This window comes from Mixta calida, from assembly GCF_002953215.1.
GTDB lineage: Bacteria > Pseudomonadota > Gammaproteobacteria > Enterobacterales > Enterobacteriaceae > Mixta > Mixta calida.
Genome location: NZ_CP026378.1, coordinates 1210059 through 1234592, shown reverse-complemented (window position 1 = coordinate 1234592; position 24534 = coordinate 1210059). Strand labels below are relative to the sequence as shown.

The following is a 24534-nucleotide window of genomic DNA, read 5'->3' as shown; positions in this document are numbered from 1 at the left end:
GCCGAAACAACGGGAATCCTCTTGGTCGCTGCTTCAACAGCCCTCTAAATTAGCGGCACAAAAAAAAGCTGGCAAGTCTGATTTGACTTGCCAGCTGCGCTTTTTAAATGATTTTGTCGTAAATCACTATTTTGCGGTAGCGACCTGCATGCCGTACGGCGCATTTTGCAGGGCCAGCGCCAGCACATCTTCGATACGCTTAACCGGATGGACATCCAGATCCGCCAGCACGTTTTCTGGAATCTCTTCCAGATCGCGTTTGTTTTCATCCGGGATCACAACGGTTTTAATACCGCCGCGATGTGCCGCCAGCAGTTTCTCCTTCAGGCCGCCGATAGGCAATACCTGACCGCGCAGCGTGATCTCGCCAGTCATGGCGACATCGGCGCGCACCGGGTTGCCCGTCAGGCAGGAGACCAGCGCCGTGCACATGGCGATACCGGCGCTTGGGCCATCTTTCGGCGTCGCGCCTTCCGGCACGTGAACGTGAATATCACGTTTCTCATAGAAATCGCCGTTGATGCCCAGCTTCTCCGCACGCGCGCGCACTACGGTCAACGCCGCCTGAATCGACTCCTGCATCACCTCGCCCAGCGAGCCGGTGTAGGTCAGTTTGCCTTTGCCCGGCACACAGGCGGTTTCGATGGTCAGCAGATCGCCGCCGACTTCGGTCCACGCCAGGCCGGTCACCTGGCCTACGCGGTTTTCGCTATCGGCGCGGCCGTAGTCGAAACGCTGTACACCGAGGAAATCTTTCAGGTTATCGCCGTTAATGTCGATGCGCTTCAGATCTTTATTCAGCAGCAGCGCTTTCACCGCCTTACGGCACAGCTTCGACAGTTCACGCTCAAGGCTACGCACGCCTGCTTCGCGCGTATAGTAGCGAATGATACCGACAATCGCGCTGTCATCAACGCTGATTTCATTCTCTTTCAGCGCGTTACGCTCAATCTGTTTCGGCAGCAGATGCTGTTTCGCAATGTTCAGTTTTTCATCTTCGGTATAGCCGGAGAGACGAATCACTTCCATACGGTCCAGCAGCGGCGCCGGGATGTTCATCGAGTTAGAGGTCGCGACAAACATCACGTCGGAGAGATCGTAATCCACTTCCAGATAGTGATCGTTGAACGCCACGTTCTGTTCTGGATCAAGCACCTCCAGCAGCGCGGAAGCCGGATCGCCGCGCATGTCGGATGACATTTTGTCGATCTCATCCAGCAGGAACAGCGGGTTTTTCACGCCGACCTTCGCCATCTTCTGAATCAGCTTGCCCGGCATTGAACCGATATAGGTGCGGCGGTGGCCGCGGATTTCCGCTTCGTCGCGCACGCCGCCCAGCGCCATACGCACATATTTGCGTCCGGTCGCTTTGGCGATGGACTGTCCCAGCGAGGTTTTACCCACGCCCGGCGGCCCCACCAGGCACAGAATCGGCCCTTTGATTTTATTTACGCGGCTCTGGACCGCCAGATATTCCAGGATGCGATCTTTAACTCGCTCCAGGCCGTAATGGTCGCGGTCCAGCGTTTCCTGCGCTTTACGCAGGTCTTTTTTCACCTTGCTGCGCTCGTTCCATGGCACCTGAACCATCCATTCGATGTAGCCGCGCACGACCGTCGCTTCCGCAGACATCGGCGACATCATTTTCAGCTTCTGCAGCTCGGCTTCCGCTTTTTCGCGCGCCTCTTTCGGCATTTTGGACGCTTCGATTTTACGCTTCAGCGCTTCATATTCGTCCGGCGCGTCATCCATTTCGCCCAGCTCTTTCTGAATCGCCTTCATCTGCTCATTCAGATAGTATTCGCGCTGGCTTTTTTCCATCTGTTTTTTGACGCGGTTACGGATGCGTTTCTCAACCTGCAGCAGGTCAATCTCCGACTCCATCATCGCCATCAGATATTCCAGACGTTCATTAATGTCGGACATTTCCAGCACGGACTGCTTATCCGCCAGCTTAAGCGGCATATGCGCAGCCACGGTATCGGCCAGACGCGCGGCGTCGTCAATGCTGTTCAGCGAGGTCAGTACCTCAGGAGGAATTTTTTTATTGAGTTTGATATAGCCTTCAAACTGATTGATAGCCGTACGAACCAGCACTTCCTGCTCGCGCTCTTCAATCTCCGGCGATACCAGATATTCCGCCTGTGCGGAAAAGTGCTCGCCATTGTCGGCAAGCTGGGTAATGCGTGCGCGCTGCAACCCTTCCACCAGCACTTTTACCGTGCCGTCCGGCAGCTTCAGCATCTGCAAAATAGAGGAAACGGTCCCTACAGAGAAGAGATCGTTAATGCCAGGTTCATCCGTTGAAGCCTCTTTCTGTGCGACCAGCATGATCTTTTTATCATGATCCATTGCGGCTTCGAGGCACCGAATCGATTTTTCCCGACCAACAAACAACGGAATTACCATGTGCGGATAAACCACTACGTCGCGCAACGGCAACACAGGGATTTCAATGCGTTCAGAACGCTCAGGATTCATAGAGCTCTCTCTTAGTTTAAAGTCCGCCAGGTGATGGGTACCGCATAGTGCAGGCTATGTGCCAGGGAACCCACAGGTATTTGAGTATATGGGGATGTTTGCCAGACATTCAATGTCAGTAGCGTGAGAAAAACAAAAGGGGGACAAATTCCCCCTTTTATTGACTAACTTGCTGGTTGCGTTGACGAATTATTCGCCAGATGCCTGCTGCGCTTCGTGCTTGCCGTAGATCAGCATCGGTTTTGACTGCCCTTCGATGACGGACTCGTCAATCACCACTTTTTCCACGTCGTCCATAGAGGGCAGGTCGTACATGGTGTCCAGCAGCGCCGCTTCAACGATGGAGCGCAGACCGCGCGCGCCCGTTTTACGCGACATCGCTTTCTGGGCGATCGCCGTCAGCGCTTCGTCACGGAACTCCAGCTCCACGCCTTCCAGGTTAAACAGCGCCTGATACTGCTTGGTCAGGGCGTTTTTCGGCTCGCGCAGAATCTGGATCAGCGCTTCTTCGCTCAGCTCGCTGAGCGTCGCCACGACCGGCAGACGACCAATAAACTCAGGAATCAGACCAAATTTGATCAGATCTTCCGGCTCGACCTGCTCCAGCAGCTCGCCTTCGGTCGCCTTCTGCGATTTCCCTTTTACCGTCGCGCCGAAACCAATGCCGGAGCCGGTTTCTACACGCTGGGAAATCACCTTATCCAGGCCGGCGAAAGCGCCACCGCAGATAAACAGAATTTTCGAGGTATCAACCTGCAAAAATTCCTGCTGCGGATGCTTGCGTCCGCCCTGCGGCGGAACGGCCGCGACGGTGCCTTCGATCAGTTTCAGCAGCGCCTGCTGCACGCCTTCGCCAGAAACGTCACGCGTAATCGACGGGTTGTCCGACTTACGGGAGATTTTGTCAATCTCATCGATATAGACAATGCCGCGCTGCGCTTTCTGCACGTCATAGTCACATTTCTGCAGCAGTTTCTGGATAATATTCTCGACATCTTCACCCACATAGCCCGCTTCGGTCAGCGTCGTCGCGTCGGCCATAGTGAAAGGCACGTCAAGCAACCGCGCCAAGGTTTCCGCCAACAGGGTTTTACCGCTACCGGTCGGACCAATCAGCAGAATATTACTTTTGCCCAGCTCGATGCCGTTGCTGGTGTCGCCGTTGCGCAGGCGTTTGTAGTGATTGTAGACCGCCACCGCCAGCACTTTTTTCGCCCTTTCCTGACCGATAACGTAATCGTCAAGATGTTGGCGGATCTCGTGCGGGGTCGGCAACGCGCTGCGTTCACGATGCGGCGCAACTTCTTTGATCTCTTCGCGAATGATGTCATTGCATAAATCAACACACTCGTCGCAGATATACACTGACGGCCCGGCAATCAGTTTGCGCACTTCATGCTGGCTTTTACCGCAAAAAGAGCAGTACAGCAGCTTTCCTGAACCGTCTTTGCGCTTATCTGTCATCAGCTAACCTCTTCTTTTATCTTCGTCCGCACTGTATGCGGCGATGGCAGCCAGTCTGACTGCCCTCATTCGTGCCACTCTTCACCCGTTATCCGCTCTAACTATAGCGCATGCTGCGGGATGGAGTCTTATTGGCGATGCGTAAGTATGGAATCGACTAAACCATACTCTACTGCCTCACTCGCCGAGAGGAAACGATCTCGCTCGGTGTCACGCTCGATTTGTTCAAGCGATTTGCCGGTATGTTCCGCCATCAGCTCATTCATGCGCTGTTTCACTTTCAGAATTTCACGCGCATGAATTTCAATATCGGTCGCCTGGCCCTGATAACCGCCCAGCGGCTGGTGGATCATCACGCGGGAATTAGGCAGGCAGTGGCGTTTGCCTTTGGTTCCCGCCGTCAGCAGGAACGCGCCCATTGAACAGGCCTGCCCCATACAGATGGTGCTGACGTCCGGCTTGATAAACTTCATCGTGTCATAAATCGACATCCCGGCGGTGATCACGCCACCTGGGGAGTTGATATACAGATAGATATCTTTCTCAGGGTTTTCCGCTTCCAGAAACAGCATCTGGGCGACGATCAGGTTCGCCATATGATCTTCAACCTGACCGGTAAGGAAAATGATGCGCTCTTTTAACAGGCGGGAATAGATGTCGTAAGAACGCTCGCCGCGCGAGGTTTGTTCGACCACCATGGGCACCAGCGCCATCTGAGGTGCGGAAAATTCACGTTCGCCATTGTATGACATTACCGTCTCCTGGATAAATTTCATTGGCACTGTACCGATTCTACTTAAGTGAGAACATGAAAACCACGCTTCACGCTGCCACTCTCCGACGCTACCCGGACGGTTAATCAGCCAGCCTTACATTCTTCAAGATACTCGAAAAGCTATCTGGGGGCGTGCCCCCGCTGTTTCAAGCATAACAACGTTTTCTTCAATCGCTAACCAGGAATAATATGATACCGGATATTCTGGCGCTTAATTAGCCAAACAGGCGCACAAAAAGACATTTTTGGAAACGATAAATAAAAAGCCCGCTCCTTACGGCAGCGGGCTTTCAGCAGACAAAGCGTGAAAATCAGGCCATAGAGGTCTGGTTCATCAGATCCTGGAATTTTGTGGCTTTCTCAGTCACTTTCGCTTTTTCCAGCACCGCTTCAACCGCCTGCTCTTCCAGAGCGACGTTGCGCATGTTGTTCATCAGCTCATTGTTTTTGCTGTAGAACTCGATAACTTCCTGCGGATCTTCATACGCGGAAGCCATTTCTTCGATCAGGGTTTTTACGCGCTCTTCGTCGGCTTTCAGGTCGTTGGTGCGAATCACTTCGCCCAGCAGCAGACCCACGACAACGCGGCGTTTCGCCTGCTCTTCAAACAGCTCACGCGGCAGCTCCAGCGCCTGCTTCTCGTTACCGCCGAAACGCTGGGCAGCCTGACGACGCAGCACGTCGATTTCGCTGTCGATCAGCGCGGAAGGCACGTCGATCTCGTTCGCTTTCACCAGACCGTCGATCGCCTGCGTTTTAACACGGTTGCGCACCGCGCCTTTCAGCTCGCGCTCCATGTTTTTACGCACTTCAGCGCGCAGACCGGCAACGGAGCCATCTTCCACGCCGAAACGCTTGATGAACTCTTCGGTCAGTTCCGGCAGCTCGCGCTCTTCAACTTTCTTCAGCACGATAGCGAACTTCGCGTCTTTACCCTTCAGGTTTTCCGCGTGGTAATCTTCCGGGAATTTCACGTCGATGGTGAATTCTTCACCCGCTTTGTGACCCACGACGCCGTCTTCAAAGCCTGGGATCATGCGGCCCTGGCCCATCGCCAGAACGAAATCAGAGGCTTTGCCGCCTTCAAACTCTTCGCCGTCTACGGAACCAGAGAAATCGATGGTAACGCGATCTTCAGCGGCCGCTTCGCCTTCTTTCTCTTTCCAGGTCGCCTGCTGCTTGCGCAGCGTGTCCAGCATGGCGTCCACATCTTCGTCAGTCACTTCAACGATCGGTTTTTCAACCTCGATGGTGTCCAGACCTTTCAGCTCAACTTCCGGGTAAACTTCAAACTCAACGGAGTAAGTAAAGTCTTCGCCCTGCTTATATTCGCCCGGCACGTAGTTCGGCGCGCCGGCCGGATTGATTTTCTCTTTGATGATGGCGTCAACAAAGTTGCGCTGCATCAGGTCGCCCAGCACATCCTGGCGAACAGAGGCGCCGTAACGCTGAGCCACTACGCTCATCGGCACTTTGCCCTTACGGAAACCGTCGATACGGACTTTCTTCGCTACTTCGACCAGCTCTTTTTTCACAGCGTTCTCGATGCTGTCAGCAGCGACAGTAATCGTAACGCGACGGCCCAGGCCCTGAGTGGTTTCTACTGAAACTTGCATCTTGTTACCTCAAAAAATCACGAGCTCGGTCAACTTCAGATAGCGCACGCTGTCATCGCCTGCGCTATCCAACAACCGGGACGGCCTCTGATGAAGAACCCATTCCCTGTTACCAGAAGCGTCCCGAAGCAATTCCGGAAAAATAGACGCCGCATTATAGCGGCATCATTTTACCGCGTCGAGAACGCAAACCGGGCACCGACCCGCAGTTTGGCGGAAAATAAGCGGAAAACGCGCAAACGCAGCCGCGAAAAGTCAAAAATTCAGATAAAAAAAACGGCCCGCAGGCCGTTTCGTTAAAACCATTCAGTGAGGTTCAGACCAGCATGCCGGCGCCGCGGCAGTTAGGCGAGGCCAGTACGGTATCCTGCAACCCTTCCCACTCCTTCAGGGTATAGGTATGCAGCGCCAGCGCATGAACGCTGCCCGCCAGCTCTTCGCTCAGCGTGCTGTAAATGGCACGATGACGCATCAGAAAGCGCTGGTTGGCAAAGCTGTCGCTGACGATCACCACTTTAAAATGGCTCTCCGATCCCGCAGGCACATTATGACGATAACTCTCATCATGAACTTCCAGGTGAACCGGTTGAAATGCCGTTCTTAACTTTTCTTCTATTTGTTCGCGAATCATGACTTCCACTCCTCTACGGCAGAGAGCTACGCCTCATCTCTTTAAATATTAGTCGGTTTTCACCCGTTTCCCTGCATAAGGCGAAAAAAACTGTCCCGCTTGTTACTTTATCAACGCCGCCGTCGCAACAGGCTCAGCGGCGTGCTCCCCTTAACCCCGATGAAAAAACAAGCAGGATGATGAATTTACGCGCCGTCAGGGCTTTTTTCACAGAGAGGCGATGATATGATGGCCGCTGTTTTGTCAGCAATATCCTTCAGACCTATGAGAAAATAAGCATGCTAAAAAAACTCCTTTTCCCCCTGCTGGCTGCCTTTATTCTGGCTGGCTGTGCCACCAACAGCAATACGCTTGATGTACAGCCGACGATTCAGCTTCCCCAACAGGACCCTGGCCTGATGGGCGTAACGGTCAGCATTAACGGTGCCGACCAACGCGCCGACCAGGCGCTGGCGAAAGTCACCCGCGACAACCAGCTGGTGACCCTGACGCCGAGCCGCGACCTGCGTTTTCTGCTGCAGGAAGTGCTGGAGAAACAGATGACCGCGCGCGGTTATATGGTCGGCCCGAACGGCGCGGTCGATCTGCAGATCGTGGTTAACAATCTTTATGCCGACGTGACTCAGGGCAACCTGCGTTACAGCATCACCACCAAGGCGGATATTTCCATTATCGCCAGCGCGAAAAATGGCAATAAACAGGTGAAAAACTATCGTCAGACCTACAGCATCGAAGGGGCGTTCAACGCCACTAACGATAAAATCACTAAAGCGGTCAACGCAACGCTGAGCGACGTTATCAGCGATATGGCGCAGGACACCAGCGTCAGCGCCTTTATCAAGCAGAACGCACGTTAATCATCTTTAACGGCCCGGCAGGATCGCCGGGCCTGTCTACACAAAAAGGCAGTTATGGATAATTCACTCTTGCGTATTTTCACTCAGCGCAACGCGGCAGTTTTGCTGCTGCTGGGTTTCGCCTCCGGCCTTCCCCTTGCGCTGACTTCCGGCACGCTGCAGGCATGGATGACCGTAGAGGGCGTGGATCTTAAAACCATCGGCTTTTTCTCGCTGGTTGGACAGGCCTATGTTTTTAAGTTTCTCTGGTCGCCGTTGATGGACCGCTATACGCCGCCTTTCCTGGGCCGGCGTCGCGGCTGGCTTCTTCTCACTCAGCTGCTGCTTATTGGCGGTATCGCGCTGATGGGCTGTATGGAGCCAGCGCGTCATTTAACGCTACTGGCGGCGCTGGCGGTGCTGATCGCCTTCTGCTCCGCATCGCAGGATATTGTCTTCGACGCCTGGAAAACCGATATTCTGTCGCCGGAAGAGCGCGGCAGCGGTGCGGCGATTACCGTGCTGGGTTATCGCCTGGCGATGCTGGTTTCCGGCGGGCTGGCGCTGTGGCTGGCGGATCGCTACCTGGGCTGGCAGGCGACCTATTGGCTGATGGCGCTGATGATGCTGCCGGGCCTGATCGCCACGCTGTTGGCGCGCGAGCCCGGCGATACGATCGCGCGCCCGCACACGCTGGAAGAAGCGGTCATCGCGCCGCTGCGTGATTTCTTTAATCGCGACAATGCCTGGCTGATGCTCTCGTTGATTGTACTTTATAAGCTGGGCGACGCTTTCGCCGCCAGCCTGACCACCACCTTCCTGATACGCGGCGTCGGCTTTTCCGCGGGCGACGTCGGGCTGGTCAATAAATCGCTCGGGCTGCTGGCCACCATTATCGGCGCGCTGTACGGCGGGATGCTGATGCAGCGCCTGAGCCTGTTTCGGGCGCTGATGCTGTTCGGCATTCTGCAGGCGCTTTCTAACCTCGCCTGGTGGCTGCTTTCGGTCACGCCGCCCCATATGTGGAGCATGGCGAGCGCGGTGTTCGCGGAAAATCTGTGCGGCGGCATGGGCACCGCCGCGTTTGTCGCGCTATTAATGAGCCTCTGCAATCGCTCATTTTCCGCCACGCAGTTCGCGCTGCTTTCCGCGCTGTCGGCGGTGGGCCGCGTTTATGTCGGTCCGGCGGCGGGCTGGCTGGTGGAACTCTGGGGATGGCCCACCTTTTATGCATTCTCGGTAGCCGCTGCGCTGCCGGGACTGTTGCTGCTGGCCGCCGGTAAAAACAGCCTGCAACAGTCGCAGGAGGCGCAGCGCTTCGCCCTGCGTCGCCGCTGGGCATCCGGTTATCGCTGGGCGCTGCGCCTGTTGGCGGGCGGCGCCGCGCTGTTAGCGCTCTGGCTGCTCGCGCTGGCGCTGAACGCCAGCGGCCTGGTTGCGCTGTCGTTGCCGCTCTATGCGTTATTTAACACAGGATGCATCGTCATGCTGCTTGGGATATTTACCGGCACGCTGCTCGACTATCTGGCGCAGCGCGAAGCGGCCTAAGCCAAATAAAACCGGACGGCGAAAATAAATTGTCGTCCGGTGGTGAAAATAATCTCCGCATGTAAATTATATTGTCCGACCCAGTCCAAAAAATTATCCAGCCGGTTTAACAATCCCTGTCTAATATTAAAAAACGGTGCGTAATTATTTATGTTTAATAATCATCACCTAAATGATGCAAAATTGTTAAACTATTGAGGCTTGATTACGTTGTTTAGATTCATCCCTTCCTATAGACGATTAGAGTCATCTTTTTTCGTTATATTAACCCAAATACCTGCCCTCATTAATAATTTGTTACCTTCCGCAACAGATGTGACACCCTTGGCAAAAGGTGTCAACACTGTTCTGACACGTTCTTAAGCTGGTTTACACTGCATAAACCTTCCCGTAAAATGCCGCCACACTTAAACGACAATAGAGCCCTTGTCATTGAGGTCGTTAAATGAGACTCAGGAAATACAATAAAAGTTTGGGGATTTTGTCATTAATTGCAGGCACTTTATTGTTAAGTGGCTGTGACAGTGCGTTGTTAAATCCCAAAGGACAGATTGCAATGGAGCAACGTTCGCTGATACTGACAGCCTTTGGCTTGATGTTGATCGTCGTTATACCCGCAATTCTGATGGCCGTGGTGTTCGCATGGAAATATCGTGCGTCCAACACGAATGCAAAATACAGCCCTAACTGGTCCCACTCCAATAAAGTGGAAGCGGTGGTCTGGACCGTTCCGATCCTAATCATTCTCTTCCTTGGCGTGTTGACCTGGAAATCGACCCACGCTCTGGAGCCAGGCAAGCCTATCGCTTCTGACGTGAAACCGGTTGAGATCGAAGTTGTGGCGTTGGACTGGAAATGGCTGTTCATCTATCCGGAACAGGGTATTGCGACGGTTAACGAAATTGCGTTCCCGAAAGGCACCCCGGTGAATTTCAGGATCACCTCTAACTCCGTCATGAACTCCTTCTTCATTCCGACCCTTGGCAGCCAGATCTACGCCATGGCTGGGATGCAGACCAAACTGCACCTGATCGCCAACGAGCCGGGAACCTTTAAAGGTATCTCGTCCAACTTTAGCGGCCGCGGTTTCTCAGGAATGAAGTTCCAGGCGATTGCCACCCCCGATCAGGCAGGTTTTGAGCAGTGGGTAGCGAAAGTCAAACAGGCACCGAATACCTTAACCACCATGGATGAATTCGAGAAACTGGCAGCGCCAAGCGAAAATCATCCGGTTGAGTATTTCTCCAACGCGAATCCTGAATTGTTCAAGCAGGTTATTGAAAAATTCAAGATGAGCCACGGGAAGATGGACATGTCAGGTCATGAAGGCATGGACATGAGTGAAGCCTCTCACGCGGGAGCCGAGGAATAATACGATGTTCGGAAAATTAACACTGGATGCAGTGCCGTATCATGAACCCATTATCATGATTACGGTGGCCGCCATCATTCTTGGTGGTCTGGCCCTTGTCGCTGCGCTGACTTACTTCGGTAAGTGGAAATACTTGTGGACGGAATGGCTGACCTCAGTCGACCACAAAAAGCTGGGTATCATGTATGTGATCCTGGCATTCGTCATGCTGCTGCGTGGCTTTGCCGACGCCATCATGATGCGCGGCCAGCAGATGCTGGCTTCTGCCGGGGAAGCAGGCTTCCTGCCGCCTCATCACTACGATCAGATCTTTACCGCCCACGGCGTTATCATGATCTTCTTCGTAGCGATGCCGTTCGTTGTTGGTCTGATGAACATTGCTGTTCCTCTGCAGATCGGCGCGCGCGACGTGGCGTTCCCTTTCCTTAACAACCTGAGCTTCTGGTTCACCGCCGTTGGCGTGATCCTGGTTAACCTCTCTCTGGGCGTGGGTGAATTCGCGCAGACCGGTTGGCTGGCTTATCCGCCGCTGTCGGGGGCTGAATACAGTCCGGGCGTAGGGGTTGATTACTGGATCTGGAGTTTGCAGCTTTCCGGTATCGGTACGACATTAACAGGTATTAACTTCTTCGTTACTATCCTGAAAATGCGTGCGCCGGGCATGACCATGTTCAAAATGCCGGTGTTCACCTGGGCGTCTCTGTGTACTAACGTGCTGATCATCGCTTCGTTCCCGGTGCTGACCGTCACGCTGGCGTTGCTGACCCTTGACCGTTATCTGGGCTTCCATTTCTTTACCAATGATATGGGCGGCAACATGATGATGTATGTCAACCTGATTTGGGTATGGGGCCACCCGGAAGTATACATTCTGGTTCTGCCGGTCTTCGGCGTGTTCTCAGAAGTGGTTGCGACGTTCTCGAAAAAACGCCTGTTTGGCTACACCTCTCTGGTGTGGGCGACCGTGGTGATTACCGTACTGTCCTTTATCGTTTGGCTGCACCACTTCTTCACTATGGGTGCGGGCGCGAACGTTAACGCCTTCTTCGGCATTATGACGATGATTATCGCCATCCCGACCGGCGTTAAGATCTTTAACTGGCTGTTCACCATGTACCAGGGCCGCATTCAGATGCACTCTGCCATGCTGTGGACCGTAGGCTTCCTGGTCACCTTCTCCGTAGGTGGTATGACCGGTGTTCTGCTGGCGGTTCCGGGTGCCGACTTCGTTCTGCACAACAGTCTGTTCCTGATCGCGCACTTCCATAACGTAATTATCGGTGGTGTGGTGTTCGGTTGTATGGCTGGCGTAACCTACTGGTTCCCGAAAGCGTTTGGCTTCACCCTGAACGAAACCTGGGGTAAACGCGCCTTCTGGTTCTGGATTATCGGCTTCTTCGTTGCCTTTATGCCGCTGTACGCGCTGGGCTTTATGGGTATGACCCGTCGTCTGAGCCAGGATATCGATCCGCAGTTCCATCCGCTGCTGGTTGTAGCCGCCGTTGGTGTTGGCCTGATCGCGCTGGGTATTCTCTGCCAGCTGATCATGTTCTGGGTATCTGTACGTGACCGTCACGAAAACCGCGATCTGACCGGTGACCCGTGGGGCGGCCGTACGCTGGAGTGGTCAACTTCCTCTCCGCCGCCGTTCTATAACTTCGCAGTGGTTCCGCACATCAACGAGCGCGATGCCTTCTGGGAAATGAAAGAAAAAGGCGAGGCGTACAAGCAGCCTGCGCATTACGAAGAGATCCATATGCCGAAAAACAGCGGTGCAGGTCTGATTATCGCCCTGTTCGCCACGGTCTTTGGTTTCGCCGCCATCTGGCACATCTGGTGGCTGCTGGGTCTGTCTTTTGTCGCGATGATTGTGAGCTGGATCGTTAAAAGCTTCGACGAAGATGTTGATTACTATGTTCCGGTCAAACAGATCGAAGAAATTGAAAATCAGCACTTCAAAGACATCAGCAAAGCAGGTCTGAAATAATGGCACAAACACTGTCTAAACAGCACGACGCTCATGCGGAGCATGGGCATCACGATGCAGGAGCCAATAAAATCTTTGGTTTCTGGATCTACCTGATGAGTGACTGCATTATCTTCGCAACGCTGTTTGCGACCTATGCGGTTATGGTCAACAACACTGCCGGTGGCCCGGCAGGTAAAGACATCTTCGAACTGCCGTTTGTACTGGCCGAAACCGCGCTGCTGCTGTTGAGCTCCATTACTTACGGTATGGCCGTTATCGGCATGAACAACGGCAGCAAAGGCGCGGTTAACCGCTGGCTGGCGCTGACCTTCCTGTTCGGTCTCGGCTTTATCGCGATGGAAATCTATGAGTTCCATCATCTGATCGCGGAAGGCTTTGGTCCGGATCGTAGCGGCTTCCTGTCCGGCTTCTTTACGCTGGTCGGCACCCACGGTCTGCACGTTACCTCCGGTCTGATCTGGATGCTGGTGCTGATGTTCCAGCTGGCGAAAAACGGCCTGACCGAGACCAACCGCACCCGCGTTATGTGCCTGAGCCTGTTTTGGCACTTCCTGGATGTGGTCTGGATCTGCGTATTTACCATTGTCTATCTGATGGGGGTCATGTAATGAGTCATTCTGCTAACCAACATGGCGTCACTCCTCACAGTAGCGTGAAGTCTTACATGATCGGCTTCATCCTCTCTGTCATCCTGACGGGCATCCCGTTCTGGATGGTAATGGATGGCGGCGCTTCGCATGGCACCATTCTCAGCGTGGTTCTGGTGTGCGCGGTAGTTCAGGTGCTGGTTCACCTGGGCTTCTTCCTGCACTTAGATACCAAATCTGAAGGCGGCTGGAATATGGTGGCGATTGTCTTTGCCGCCATCATTATCCTGATTGTCGTCGTCGGCTCGCTGTGGATCATGTGGAACCTCAACTACAACATGATGATGTCCCACTAAAGAGTCGTACGTGATGATTAAGCAATACCTGCAAGTAACAAAACCAGGAATTATTTTCGGGAATTTAATTTCTGTTATCGGGGGTTTTCTGCTGGCGTCAAAAGGCAGCATTGATTACACCCTGTTTCTCACCGCCCTCGTTGGTGTTTCACTGGTGGTCGCATCAGGTTGTGTTTACAACAACTTTATCGACCGCGACATCGACAGAAAAATGGAGAGAACCAAGAATCGAGTGCTGGTTAAAGGCCTCATCTCTCCGAAAGTAAGCCTGGTTTATGCAACCGCATTAGGTATTGCTGGCTTTGCGTTGCTGTATTTCGGAGCTAACCCGCTGGCCATGTGGCTGGCGGTGATGGGCTTCGTGGTATACGTCGGCATTTACAGCCTCTACATGAAGCGTAAATCAGTCTACGGTACGTTGATCGGCAGTCTTTCCGGCGCTGCGCCGCCGGTCATTGGCTACTGTGCGGTGACTAACGAGTTTGATGCTGGCGCGCTGATCCTGTTGGCTATCTTTAGCCTGTGGCAGATGCCGCATTCCTATGCGATTGCGATCTTCCGCTTTAAAGATTACCAGGCAGCGAACATTCCGGTTTTGCCGGTGGTAAAAGGCATTTCCGTGGCGAAGAATCATATTACGCTCTACATTCTGGCGTTTATGATCGCTACGCTGATGCTGTCACTGGGCGGCTACGCTGGCTACAAATATCTGGTGGTTGCGGCGGCAGTCAGCGTGTGGTGGCTGGGCATGGCGCTTTCAGGTTACAAAACCTCAAACGATCGCGTTTGGGCACGTAAGCTGTTTGTGTTCTCCATCGTCGCCATTACCGCGCTGAGCGTGATGATGTCGGTGGACTTTATGGCCCCGGCTTCACAGAACCTACTGACCTACGTACGTTAACCGCAAGCTACATCATCAAGGGCGCTTCGTGCGCCCTTTCTTTTTGTTACGACTGCTTAAAAACTTCTGTTTTACCCGCCCTGCCCCGCTCCTTAAAATATTGTCAGTGATAAGACTGAGGTTGTAATGAACGATAATAAAATGACACCGGTTGAACTGCGAGCAACCTGGGGTTTAGGCACCGTTTTCTCGTTACGCATGCTGGGCATGTTTATGGTCCTGCCCGTGCTAACGACCTATGGCATGGCGTTGCAGGGCGCCAGCGAATCGCTGATTGGCCTGGCCATCGGCATTTATGGCCTGGCGCAGGCGATTTTTCAGATTCCGTTCGGCCTGCTCTCCGATCGCATCGGCCGCAAGCCGCTGATCGTCGGCGGCCTGCTGGTTTTTGTGCTGGGCAGCGTGATCGCCGCCAGCACCACCTCTATCTGGGGTGTCATTCTCGGCCGCGCGCTGCAGGGCTCCGGCGCTATCGCTGCCGCGGTAATGGCACTGCTTTCCGATTTGACCCGCGAGCAGAATCGCACCAAGGCGATGGCGTTTATCGGCATCAGCTTTGGCATTACTTTCGCCATCGCCATGGTGCTGGGGCCGATTATCACTCATGCTTTCGGCCTGCATGCGCTGTTCTGGATGATTGCGATTCTGGCCAGCTGCGGCATTGTCATTACGCTGCTGGTGGTGCCTAACGCGCCGCATCATATGCTGAACCGCGAATCGGGCATGGTGAAAGGCAGTATTCGTGAAGTGCTAATGCAGCCGCGCCTGCTGAAGCTCAATATTGGCATTCTCTGCCTGCATATTCTGTTGATGTCGAGCTTCGTCGCCCTGCCCGGCCAGTTTGAACAGGCAGGCTTCCCGGCGGAGCAGCACTGGAAGGTTTACCTGGTGACCATGCTGGTGGCTTTTGTCGCCGTCGTGCCTTTCATTATCTATGCCGAAGTCAAACGGCGCATGAAACGGGTATTTATCTCCTGCGTCGCGCTGATCCTGATCGCAGAAATTGTACTGTGGGGTTCCGGCAACCATTTCTGGACCCTGGCGATTGGCGTACAGCTCTTTTTTCTCGCCTTCAATCTGATGGAGGCGATTTTGCCGTCGCTGATCAGTAAAGAGTCGCCGGCGGGCTATAAGGGCACCGCGATGGGCATCTACTCCACAAGCCAGTTTCTCGGCGTGGCGATCGGCGGCAGTCTCGGCGGCTGGGTGTTCGACAGCTTTGACGCACAGACGGTGTTCTTATTAGGCGCCGTGGTAGCGACGCTGTGGCTGTTGCTCAGCACCACGATGCAGGAGCCGCCGTACGTCAGCAGCCTTCGCATCGTGCTGGACGACAACGCGCTTAACGACGCGCGTCTGGAACAGAAGCTGAAGGCGCAGCCGGGCGTTTCATCGGTATTTATCGTGCCGGAAGAGCGCAGCGCCTACGTTAAAATCGACAGCAAGGTGACCAGTCGGGTTGAACTGGAGGCGTTGATCGCCAGCGCCTGAGGGTCATATATCGCCAGCGCCGCACGGTGCAGCCTTCAGACAAGGACATGGCTCCCGCGCAGGAAGACCAGTCCGATCGTAAAGACGCAAAAACGTCATCCCTGACGGCTCGGCCCGCGCCATCCCTGGCGTGGGACGCTTTACTCCCCGGCCTGGTCTTCCTGCGCCTTAAGTTTCAGTGCAGTCTGAAGGCCGCATTCCGCCGCGGCGGGAATTAATCGCGGAAGTTTTTAAACTGGAACGGCTGCCCCAGGTTGCCGCCGCGAATCAGCGCAATGGCGCTTTGCAGATCGTCGCGCGATTTGCCGTTCACGCGCACCTCTTCGCCCTGAATCTGCGGCTGCACCTTGATTTTGCTCTCTTTAATCAGCTTGACGATTTTTTTCGCCATATCGGCCTCAATGCCCTGCTTCATCTTGAGATCGAGGCTCCAGTTTTTCCCGCTATGTTCAATCTGCTCCGGCACGTCCAGCGCCGCGCCTTCAATGCCGCGCTTGAGTAGTTTTTCCCGCAGGATATCCACCAGCTGCTTCACCTGAAAATCGGACTCGGTGGTCACTTTGATGGTTTGCGCTTTTTCATTCAGCTCGATGCTGGCGCTAACGTTGCGAAAATCGAAGCGGGTTGAAAGTTCGCGGTTGGCGTTTTCAACGGCGTTTCGCACTTCCTGCATGTCGATTTCAGAAACGATATCGAAAGATGGCATAATTTTTTCTCCAGACTCCAACGTGACATGCATAATACCTGCTTGTGTACGGCAAAGAAAACAGCCCATATGCACAGCTATACTCAATTAACTCGCCGGTAAGCGCCCGCGGGAGGACGCATGAAAATTACGGTGCTCGGATGCGGCGCGCTGGGTCAGCTTTGGCTGGCCGCGCTCGATCGACAGGGACATGAGGTTCAGGGTTGGCTACGCGTACCTCAGCCTTACTGTTCGGTTAACCTTATCGATACCGAGGGGTCCGCGATCAATAAAACCTTTATCGCCAACGATCCGCTGTTTCTCGGTAGCAGCGATCTGCTGCTGGTCACGCTTAAGGCCTGGCAGATCTCAGGCGCCATCAAAAATATTCAAACGTTGCTGCCGGCCCAGTGTCCCATCCTGCTGCTGCATAACGGCATGGGCACGCTGGAGGAGCTGCGCGGTTTAACCCAGCCCCTGCTGCGCGGCGTCACGACGCATGCGGCAAAACGCGACGGCACGGTCATTGTCCATGTCGCCAGCGGCATCACCCATATCGGCCCCGGTTCGCCGGAAAGCGCCGCGCAGAGCGATCTGGCGGAAACGCTGCATCAGGCGTTGCCGGATGTCGCCTGGCACAACGACGTATTGGCCGCCTGCTGGCAAAAGCTGGCGGTAAACTGCGTCATCAATCCGCTCAGCGCGCTGCACGACTGTCTGAACGGAGATCTGGTCGCCTGGCCGGAGGAGATTACTCGTTTGTGCGATGAGGTCGCGACGGTGATGGCGCGCGAAGGGGTGCATACCAGCGCGCAGCAGCTGCGGGACTATGTTTATGCGGTTATCTCCAGCACCGCGCAGAATGTTTCGTCGATGCTGCAGGACGTGCGCGCCCAGCGCCGCACGGAAATTGACTATATCACCGGCTATTTACTGCAACGGGCGCGGGCGCAGGGCATTGCCGTCCCTGAAAATACCCGGCTGTACGAACTGATTAAGCGAAAGGAGCAAAATTATGAGCGCGAACGTATCGGCGCTGGTCTGCCTGGCACATGGCACTGAAGAGATCGAAGCGGTGACCGTGATCGATCTGCTGGTGCGCGCCGGTATTACGGTGACCACGGCCAGCGTTAACGGCGACGGCGATCGGCAGATTGTCTGCTCGCGCGGCGTGAAGCTGCTGGCGGATGCGCGGCTGGTGGACGTGGCGGACAACGATTATGACGCCATCGTGCTGCCGGGCGGTCTGAAAGGCGCGGAAGCGTTCCGCGACAGTCCGCTGCTGGTGGAAGCGGTGCAGCAGTTTCATCTGTCGGGCCGCATCGTGGCGGCGATCTGCGCCGCCGCAGGCACGGTGCTGGTGCCGCACGACCTGTTTCCCATCGGCAATATGACCGGCTTTCCCGGCCTGAAAGAGACCATCCCGGAAGATAAGTGGGTGGAAAAGCGCGTGGTCTGGGACCCGCGCGTTAATCTGCTGACCAGCCAGGGGCCCGGCACCGCGATGGACTTTGCGCTGAAGCTTATCGACCTGCTGGTGGGAAAAGAGAAAGCAGCGGAGGTCGCCTCGCAGCTGGTGCTCGCGGCGGGCATTTACGACTATCGCGAATAAGCGAAACGCCGATGGCGTAGGATAAAAAAGGCCAGTCTGACGGCTGGCCTGATTAATGCAGGTTACGGGCGATAGACCTTCACATTCTTAAAGCCCTGCTCATGCAGGTAGAGCGCCTGCAAACGGCTCATCACGCCGCGATCGCAGTAAAGCAGCCAGGTTTTGCTCTGATCGAGGTCGCCAAACTGGGTGCCGAGCTTATAAAACGGCAGCGAGGTCACTTCAATGCCGTCGACCTTCAGCGGCTTATCTTCCTGCTCGTCCAGTGAACGAATATCCAACAGCGCATCGTTGGCGGAGAAAGAGGCGACGGTTTCTACTTCGGTTACCTCCTCCTGCGTCTGCTCGGCGATCGTGCGGATATCGACATTGGTCGCCTCCTGCACTACCCGATCCAGTACCGTAAAATCGAAGTTTTCCTCTTCCGCTTCGATCTTCGCCTTCACCGCTTTTACCGTCGGGCTTTTGGAAATCACCCCGCAATACTCCGGCATGGTGCGGGCGAAATCTTCCGTACCGATCTTACGCGCCAGATTGATGATATGTTCTTTGTCGTGTGAAATCAGCGGACGCAGAATCAGCGTATCGGAGGCGTTATCGATCAGTCGCAGGTTGGTCAGCGTCTGGCTGGAAACCTGGCCCAGCGCTTCGCCGGTAACCAGCGCCTGCACGCCGTAGCGCTCGGCGATCTGCGAAGCGGCGCGCACCATCATGCGCTTCAACACCACGCCCATCTGACCGTCGTCTACCTTTTCCAGAATCTCCGCGACTACCGGCTCGAAATTGATAGCGACGAAACGCACGCGGTGCGAGCGGCCAAAACGATTCCACAGATAGTGCGCCACCTGACGCACGCCGATCTCATGCGCGGCGCCGCCCAGGTTAAAGAAGCAGTAGTGTACGCGGCAGCCGCGGCGCATCAGCATATAGCTGGAAACGCCCGAGTCGAAGCCGCCGGAAATCAGTGACAACACATCTTCCTGCGTGCCGATCGGGAAGCCGCCCAATCCTTCATAGCGACCGGTCACCAACAGCAGGCGATCGTTTTCGATCTCCAGACTCACCGTGACCTGCGGGTTCGAGAGATTCACCTGCGCGCTGGCGATATGCTGATTCAGGCCGCCGCCGACGTAACGCTCCACATCCTGCGAGCTGAACGGGTGCTGCCCGCGACGCTTCACGCGTACGCAAAAGGTTTTCCCTTCCAGCCGCTCGCGGTTGACCGCCATCGCCTGTTCAAAAATATTATGCATATCGGTCCAGACGCGATCTTCCACCGCCAGGACATGATGAATGCCGGGAATGCGCGTCAGCTCATCAATAAAGGTTTCACGCAGGCTTTCATCTTTAGAACGGACTTCGATGTGGTCCCAGTGACGCACGACAGCCAGCGTCTCATCAAGATCTTTTAATACGTTGCGAATATTCCCCGTAAGGATTTTGATAAAGCGCAAACGCACCGACTGACTCTTGATGGTGATTTCGGGAAACAATTTAATGATAAACTTCATGACAGCGCAGCTCTGAGACAATTAAGTGCTAAAAAAGGCAGCACTTAACTGATAAAATCAATGAATTGCAAAGTAACTAGTGTCCTTTGCTTCCGAGGCGCGACAGTATATCACCTTTGTCTGCGGGCTGCCTGTTTTACTGCCATGCTCTATCATTATTTTGCTAATCATTTCGAGTCGGCTACCATGTCCGATTGCTATAAGATAAAAAACCTGTGAGCCAAAAATCACTATGCCAAAAAAAGCCGAACAGCCGATCAGTTTTGAAACTTCCCTGCAGCAGCTGGAACAGATAGTCACCCGTCTGGAAAGCGGCGATCTGCCGCTGGAAGAGGCGCTGAACGAGTTTGAGCGCGGCGTGCAACTGGCCAGGGTAGGACAAAAAACGCTGCAGCAGGCGGAGCAGCGCGTGCAGATCCTGCTTAACGATGATAAAGACGCTGCCCTGACGCCTTTCACGCCGGACGCTGAATAATGGATTTCGCTCAATTACTCGCCCACTATCATGAACGGGTGAACGGCGCGCTGGCGCGCTTTATTTCTCCCCTGCCCTTTCAGAGTTCTCCTCTGGTTAATGCTATGCAATATGGGGCATTATTGGGCGGTAAAAGACTGCGCCCTTTTTTGGTTTATGTTGTCGGCGATATGCTGCGCGTTGATGCAGAGAGCCTTGATGCCCCCGCCGCCGCCGTTGAATGCATCCACGCCTATTCATTAATTCATGATGACCTTCCCGCCATGGATGATGATAGCCTGCGTCGTGGGCAACCTACCTGCCATATAAAATTTGGCGAGGATACCGCTATCCTGGCGGGCGACGCGTTGCAAACGCTGGCCTTTTCCATTCTTGCCGATGCGCCGATGCGCAACGTACAGCCGCAGGATCGCATCGCGATGATTTCCGAGCTGGCTCAGGCCAGCGGCGTGGCTGGCATGTGCGGCGGTCAGGCGCTGGATCTGGCGGCTGAAGGAGAGCAGATCGACCTGACGGCGCTGGAAGCGATTCATCGTCATAAAACCGGCGCCCTGATTCGATCTGCGGTACGGCTTGGCGCGCTGGCGGCAGGCGAACGCGGGCGTCATGCGCTGCCGCTGCTTGACCGCTATGCGAACGCTATTGGGCTGGCTTTCCAGGTGCAGGACGACATCCTCGACGTGGTAGGCGACACCGCCGTCACCGGTAAACAGCAGGGCGCCGACCAGCAGCTGGGAAAAAGCACCTACCCGGCGTTAATGGGGCTGGATAACGCCCGTCAGAAGGCCCAGGCGCTGTATCAGGAAGCGCTGGATGCGTTGGATCAACTGACCGCGCTTTCCCTGGATACGACCACGCTGCGTGCTCTGGCAAGCTTCGTAATCGAACGTGATAAATAACCTCCACGATGAGTCTCTGATGAGTTTTGATACTGCAAAATACCCGACGCTGGCGCTTGCCGATTCCGTGCAAGAACTACGTCAACTGCCAAAAGAGAAACTGCCCGCGCTGTGTGATGAGCTGCGTCAGTACCTTCTGGACAGCGTAAGCCGCTCCAGCGGTCATTTTGCCTCCGGCCTCGGCGTGGTTGAACTGACCGTAGCACTACACTATGTCTATAACACCCCGTTCGACCATCTGGTCTGGGACGTGGGTCATCAGGCCTACCCGCATAAAATTCTGACCGGCCGCCGCGATCGCATCGGCACTATCCGGCAGAAAGGCGGCCTGCACCCCTTCCCGTGGCGCGCCGAGAGCGAGTATGACGTGCTGAGCGTCGGCCACTCCTCTACTTCTATCAGCGCGGGCCTCGGTATGGCGGTCGCCGCCGGCAAAGAGGGCAAAGGCCGCCGCACCGCCTGCATTATCGGCGACGGCGCGATCACCGCCGGCATGGCGTTCGAGGCGATGAACCACGCCGGGGATATCAAGGCCGACCTGCTGGTGATCCTGAATGACAATGAAATGTCGATTTCAGAAAACGTCGGCGCGCTGAACAATCGTCTGGCGCAGATCCTCTCCGGCAAAACCTATGCGCGTCTGCGCGAGGGCGGCAAAAAAGTGCTGACCGGCCTGCCGCCGATTAAAGAGCTGGTGCGTCGCACTGAAGAGCACCTGAAAGGCATGGTGGTGCCGGGCACGCTGTTCGAGGAGCTGGGCTTTAACTATATCGGTCCGGTGGACGGACACGACGTGCTGACGCTGGTGCATACGCTGAGCAACATGCGCGACCTGAAAGGTCCGCAGTTCCTGCATATCATGACGAAAAAGGGCAAAGGCTATGCGCCGGCGGAAAACGATCCGATCGCCTGGCATGCGGTGCCGAAGTTCGATCCCGCCAGCGGCGCGCTGCCGAAAAGCGCGGGCGGCCTGCCGAGCTACTCCACTATCTTCGGCAACTGGCTGTGTGAAACCGCCGCGGGCGACGATAAGCTGATGGCGGTGACGCCAGCGATGCGTGAAGGCTCCGGCATGGTCGGCTTTTCACGCCAGTATCCGGGACAATATTTCGACGTTGCCATCGCCGAACAGCATGCGGTTACCTTCGCCGCCGGGCTGGCGATCGGCGGCTACAAGCCGGTAGTGGCGATCTACTCCACTTTCCTGCAGCGCGCCTACGATCAGCTGATCCATGACGTCGCTATTCAGCAGTTGCCGGTGCTGTTCGCTATCGATCGCGGCGGCATCGTCGGCGCCGACGGGCAAACCCATCAGGGCGCCTTCGACCTCGCTTTCCTGCGCTGCATTCCGGGCATGGTGATCATGACGCCCAGCGACGAAAACGAATGCCGCCAGATGCTCTACACCGGCTATCACTATCAGGACGGTCCGAGCGCGGTGCGCTATCCGCGCGGCACCGGCACCGGAGCAACGCTGGAACCGCTGGCCTCGCTGCCGCTGGGCAAAGGCGTGGTGAAACGTCAGGGCGAAAAGCTGGCGATCCTGAACTTCGGCACGCTGCTGCCGGAAGCGCGGGCGGCGGCGGAAGCGCTGAACGCCACGCTGGTGGATATGCGTTTCGTGAAGCCGCTGGATGAGTCGCTGGTGCTGGAGATGGCAGCCAGCCATGAAGCGCTGGTGACGCTGGAAGAAGGCGCGATTAAAGGCGGCGCTGGCAGCGGCGTTAACGAGCTGCTGATGGCGAAGCGCGTGCTGGCGCCGGTGCTGAATCTCGGCCTGCCGGATGAGTTTATCCCGCAGGGCACCCAGGAAGAGATCCGTCATGACTACCAGCTTGACGCCGTCGGCATTCAGCAGCAGATCGAGCGCTGGCTGGCGCAGTAATCGCCTGTCCGGTACGCGTCACTTCGCCGCTATGCTGACTGGCGCTGCAAATGCTCAGCCGCCAGTTAGCTAAAAGCGAACAGCCGCAACACAGTAAAAAGCCAGGCGTTATGCCTGGCTTTGTTTTTTGCAGCCTTTTATTCGCACGCCACGCGTCGGCCCTTTCCTGTATTGCTACCACATCCCTCTTCGCTCTCCGCCTGCGCATGACAAGCATGCTGCCCTACGAAGCATCGGAGTCGCAATAAGCCAGCCGGCGTTTCAGACGCGAAGCGTCCCTGCTCTCTCCCACGCGCCTTCCTTTTGGTAAAGCCAGTACGGGCGCAGAAGCAACTCTCTTCAGCATGCAACCATCTCGCGCTGACGATAATGGATACCGTTTCCGAGTATAATAGGCGTTCTGAATGGCCCTCGAATGTCTCATGACGAAATTCTCATGATAAAAGTTCTTATTATTATTCCTGAAGGCGGCATGCTGTTTGAGGCCGCGGGGATTGCTGAAATTTTATCGCATGCCAGCCGCACCGGTCGGTTTACAGGCGGCGGAGAAGCCTACCAGGTGAGCATAACGGCGGGTAAAAGCAACACGGCGGTAAAAGGCTTTTCAGGCATTCGCCTCTCGGTTAATCATTACCTTTCCGATCTCAGCGTAAACGCGGGTTGGGACACGATAATTGTGACCGGTCGGGGTATGGATAAGGATGAACGTCGTCTGATAGCAAACTGGCTCAGGCAAGCTGAGCCTTATGCGCGTCGGGTGGTATCCATATGCGGTGGTTCATTGCTACTGGCTGAAAGTGGATTGCTGGACGGGCGCAAGGCAACCACGCATTGGCAGCTTCTGGATGTACTTAAAACCGGTTTTCCCAACGTAAAGGTGGATGAGGATTCTATTTATACCCGTGACGGTAAAATATGGACCTCGGCAGGCGTTAGCGCGGGATTCGATCTTACGCTGGCTCTGATTGAAGAAGATTACGGCTTTCAGCATGCACGTAGCGTTGCTCAGGATATGGTTATGTTCCTGAAGCGTCCCGGAGGGCAATCACAATTTAGCCGGTATGTGGTTAATCAGGCCGTTCAGCCTGGGCCCGTGCGCGATCTTCAGGTCTGGATACTGGAAAACCTTGCTGAAAATCTGACGATTGATTCTCTTGCCAGTCGAGTTTCGATGAGCCCGCGCAATTTCGTCCGCGTATTTACCCGCGAAACCGGCACCACCCCGGCAAAGTATGTTGAGGCTGCGCGACTGGATGCGGCAAGAGCGCTGCTTGAACAAAGCCCGTTAAGAATAGAGCAGGTAGCGACCATAACCGGTTTCAAAAATGTGCTGAAGATGCGCCGCGCCTTTGAGCGTGGACTGAAATTAACGCCTTCCGAGTACCGCCAACGCTTCGGCGCGGAAAAGTTGTCCTGAAA

General features: G+C 55.2%; 21 protein-coding genes. 14 read left to right on the top strand and 7 right to left on the bottom strand.

The window, feature by feature from the left end; translation table 11 throughout:
* Window positions 1-126: 126 nt before the first annotated feature.
* The 5 genes from lon to bolA form a co-directional block, all read right to left on the bottom strand.
* Complete coding sequence (lon, locus tag C2E16_RS05745; protein ID WP_038627593.1) at window positions 127-2481, bottom strand: endopeptidase La; 2355 nt, start codon at window positions 2479-2481, stop codon at window positions 127-129.
* Window positions 2482-2670: 189 nt separating this feature from the next.
* Window positions 2671-3945 carry an ATP-dependent protease ATP-binding subunit ClpX gene (gene clpX / locus C2E16_RS05740; protein WP_038627595.1) on the bottom strand — a complete coding sequence of 425 codons (1275 nt, stop codon included), beginning with the start codon at window positions 3943-3945 and terminating at the stop codon, window positions 2671-2673.
* 128 nt (window positions 3946-4073) lie between these two features.
* Window positions 4074-4697, bottom strand: coding sequence for an ATP-dependent Clp endopeptidase proteolytic subunit ClpP (gene clpP, locus C2E16_RS05735; RefSeq protein WP_084970016.1), 624 nt, complete (start codon window positions 4695-4697; stop codon window positions 4074-4076).
* Between the two features lie 334 nt (window positions 4698-5031).
* On the bottom strand, window positions 5032-6336 hold the full coding sequence (gene tig, locus C2E16_RS05730; RefSeq protein ID WP_038627599.1) for a trigger factor: 1305 nt from the start codon (window positions 6334-6336) through the stop codon (window positions 5032-5034).
* A 316-nt stretch (window positions 6337-6652) separates the two neighbouring features.
* A complete protein-coding gene (gene bolA / locus C2E16_RS05725) occupies window positions 6653-6967 on the bottom strand; it encodes a transcriptional regulator BolA (protein ID WP_038627601.1) in 315 nt (104 codons plus the stop codon).
* Between the two features lie 278 nt (window positions 6968-7245).
* Between bolA and C2E16_RS05720 the strand changes: the two genes are divergently transcribed.
* From C2E16_RS05720 to C2E16_RS05685, 8 genes are all read left to right on the top strand, one after another.
* Complete coding sequence (locus tag C2E16_RS05720) at window positions 7246-7824, top strand: lipoprotein (RefSeq protein WP_038627603.1); 579 nt, start codon at window positions 7246-7248, stop codon at window positions 7822-7824.
* A gap of 54 nt (window positions 7825-7878) precedes the next feature.
* Window positions 7879-9351, top strand: a complete 1473-nt coding sequence (ampG, locus tag C2E16_RS05715) for a muropeptide MFS transporter AmpG (RefSeq protein ID WP_038627605.1) — start codon at window positions 7879-7881, stop codon at window positions 9349-9351.
* 445 nt (window positions 9352-9796) lie between these two features.
* Window positions 9797-10723, top strand: coding sequence for a cytochrome o ubiquinol oxidase subunit II (gene cyoA, locus C2E16_RS05710; RefSeq protein WP_038627607.1), 927 nt, complete (start codon window positions 9797-9799; stop codon window positions 10721-10723).
* 4 nt (window positions 10724-10727) lie between these two features.
* Window positions 10728-12710 (top strand): cytochrome o ubiquinol oxidase subunit I, encoded by a 1983-nt coding sequence (gene cyoB, locus C2E16_RS05705; protein ID WP_038627609.1) that lies wholly within the window; start codon window positions 10728-10730, stop codon window positions 12708-12710.
* On the top strand, window positions 12710-13321 hold the full coding sequence (locus C2E16_RS05700) for a cytochrome o ubiquinol oxidase subunit III (protein ID WP_038627610.1): 612 nt from the start codon (window positions 12710-12712) through the stop codon (window positions 13319-13321). Before cyoB ends, C2E16_RS05700 begins: the two co-directional genes overlap by 1 nt.
* The gene (locus C2E16_RS05695) at window positions 13321-13656 is read left to right on the top strand and encodes a cytochrome o ubiquinol oxidase subunit IV (protein ID WP_038627612.1); all 336 of its coding nucleotides are present in this window, start codon (window positions 13321-13323) and stop codon (window positions 13654-13656) included. Before C2E16_RS05700 ends, C2E16_RS05695 begins: the two co-directional genes overlap by 1 nt.
* Before the next feature lie 13 nt (window positions 13657-13669).
* Window positions 13670-14557, top strand: a complete 888-nt coding sequence (gene cyoE / locus C2E16_RS05690) for a heme o synthase (protein WP_038627614.1) — start codon at window positions 13670-13672, stop codon at window positions 14555-14557.
* A gap of 126 nt (window positions 14558-14683) precedes the next feature.
* On the top strand, window positions 14684-16048 hold the full coding sequence (locus C2E16_RS05685; protein WP_038627616.1) for an MFS transporter: 1365 nt from the start codon (window positions 14684-14686) through the stop codon (window positions 16046-16048).
* 214 nt (window positions 16049-16262) lie between these two features.
* On the opposite strand, the gene C2E16_RS05680 is transcribed toward C2E16_RS05685, so the two are convergent.
* Window positions 16263-16754 carry a YajQ family cyclic di-GMP-binding protein gene (locus C2E16_RS05680; RefSeq protein ID WP_038627618.1) on the bottom strand — a complete coding sequence of 164 codons (492 nt, stop codon included), beginning with the start codon at window positions 16752-16754 and terminating at the stop codon, window positions 16263-16265.
* Between the two features lie 120 nt (window positions 16755-16874).
* Between C2E16_RS05680 and panE the strand changes: the two genes are divergently transcribed.
* Window positions 16875-17795 (top strand): 2-dehydropantoate 2-reductase, encoded by a 921-nt coding sequence (gene panE / locus C2E16_RS05675; protein WP_084970017.1) that lies wholly within the window; start codon window positions 16875-16877, stop codon window positions 17793-17795.
* Entirely contained in the window at window positions 17749-18345 is a 597-nt protein-coding gene (gene yajL / locus C2E16_RS05670) for a protein deglycase YajL (protein ID WP_084970018.1), read from the top strand. Before panE ends, yajL begins: the two co-directional genes overlap by 47 nt.
* A gap of 62 nt (window positions 18346-18407) precedes the next feature.
* Here yajL and thiI read toward each other — a convergent pair whose 3' ends face one another.
* Window positions 18408-19856 carry a tRNA uracil 4-sulfurtransferase ThiI gene (thiI, locus tag C2E16_RS05665; protein WP_084970019.1) on the bottom strand — a complete coding sequence of 483 codons (1449 nt, stop codon included), beginning with the start codon at window positions 19854-19856 and terminating at the stop codon, window positions 18408-18410.
* A gap of 232 nt (window positions 19857-20088) precedes the next feature.
* Between thiI and xseB the strand changes: the two genes are divergently transcribed.
* The 4 genes from xseB to C2E16_RS05645 all read left to right on the top strand — a co-directional run bounded on the left by xseB (window position 20089) and on the right by C2E16_RS05645 (window position 24532).
* Window positions 20089-20331, top strand: coding sequence for an exodeoxyribonuclease VII small subunit (gene xseB / locus C2E16_RS05660; protein WP_038627625.1), 243 nt, complete (start codon window positions 20089-20091; stop codon window positions 20329-20331).
* Window positions 20331-21230, top strand: a complete 900-nt coding sequence (gene ispA, locus C2E16_RS05655; protein ID WP_084970020.1) for a (2E,6E)-farnesyl diphosphate synthase — start codon at window positions 20331-20333, stop codon at window positions 21228-21230. The genes xseB and ispA overlap by 1 nt, the downstream gene beginning before the upstream one ends.
* A gap of 19 nt (window positions 21231-21249) precedes the next feature.
* Entirely contained in the window at window positions 21250-23115 is a 1866-nt protein-coding gene (gene dxs / locus C2E16_RS05650) for a 1-deoxy-D-xylulose-5-phosphate synthase (protein ID WP_084970021.1), read from the top strand.
* Window positions 23116-23551: 436 nt separating this feature from the next.
* Window positions 23552-24532: a GlxA family transcriptional regulator gene (locus tag C2E16_RS05645; protein ID WP_084970024.1), complete on the top strand. Its 981-nt coding sequence runs from the start codon at window positions 23552-23554 to the stop codon at window positions 24530-24532.
* Window positions 24533-24534 lie beyond the last annotated feature (2 nt).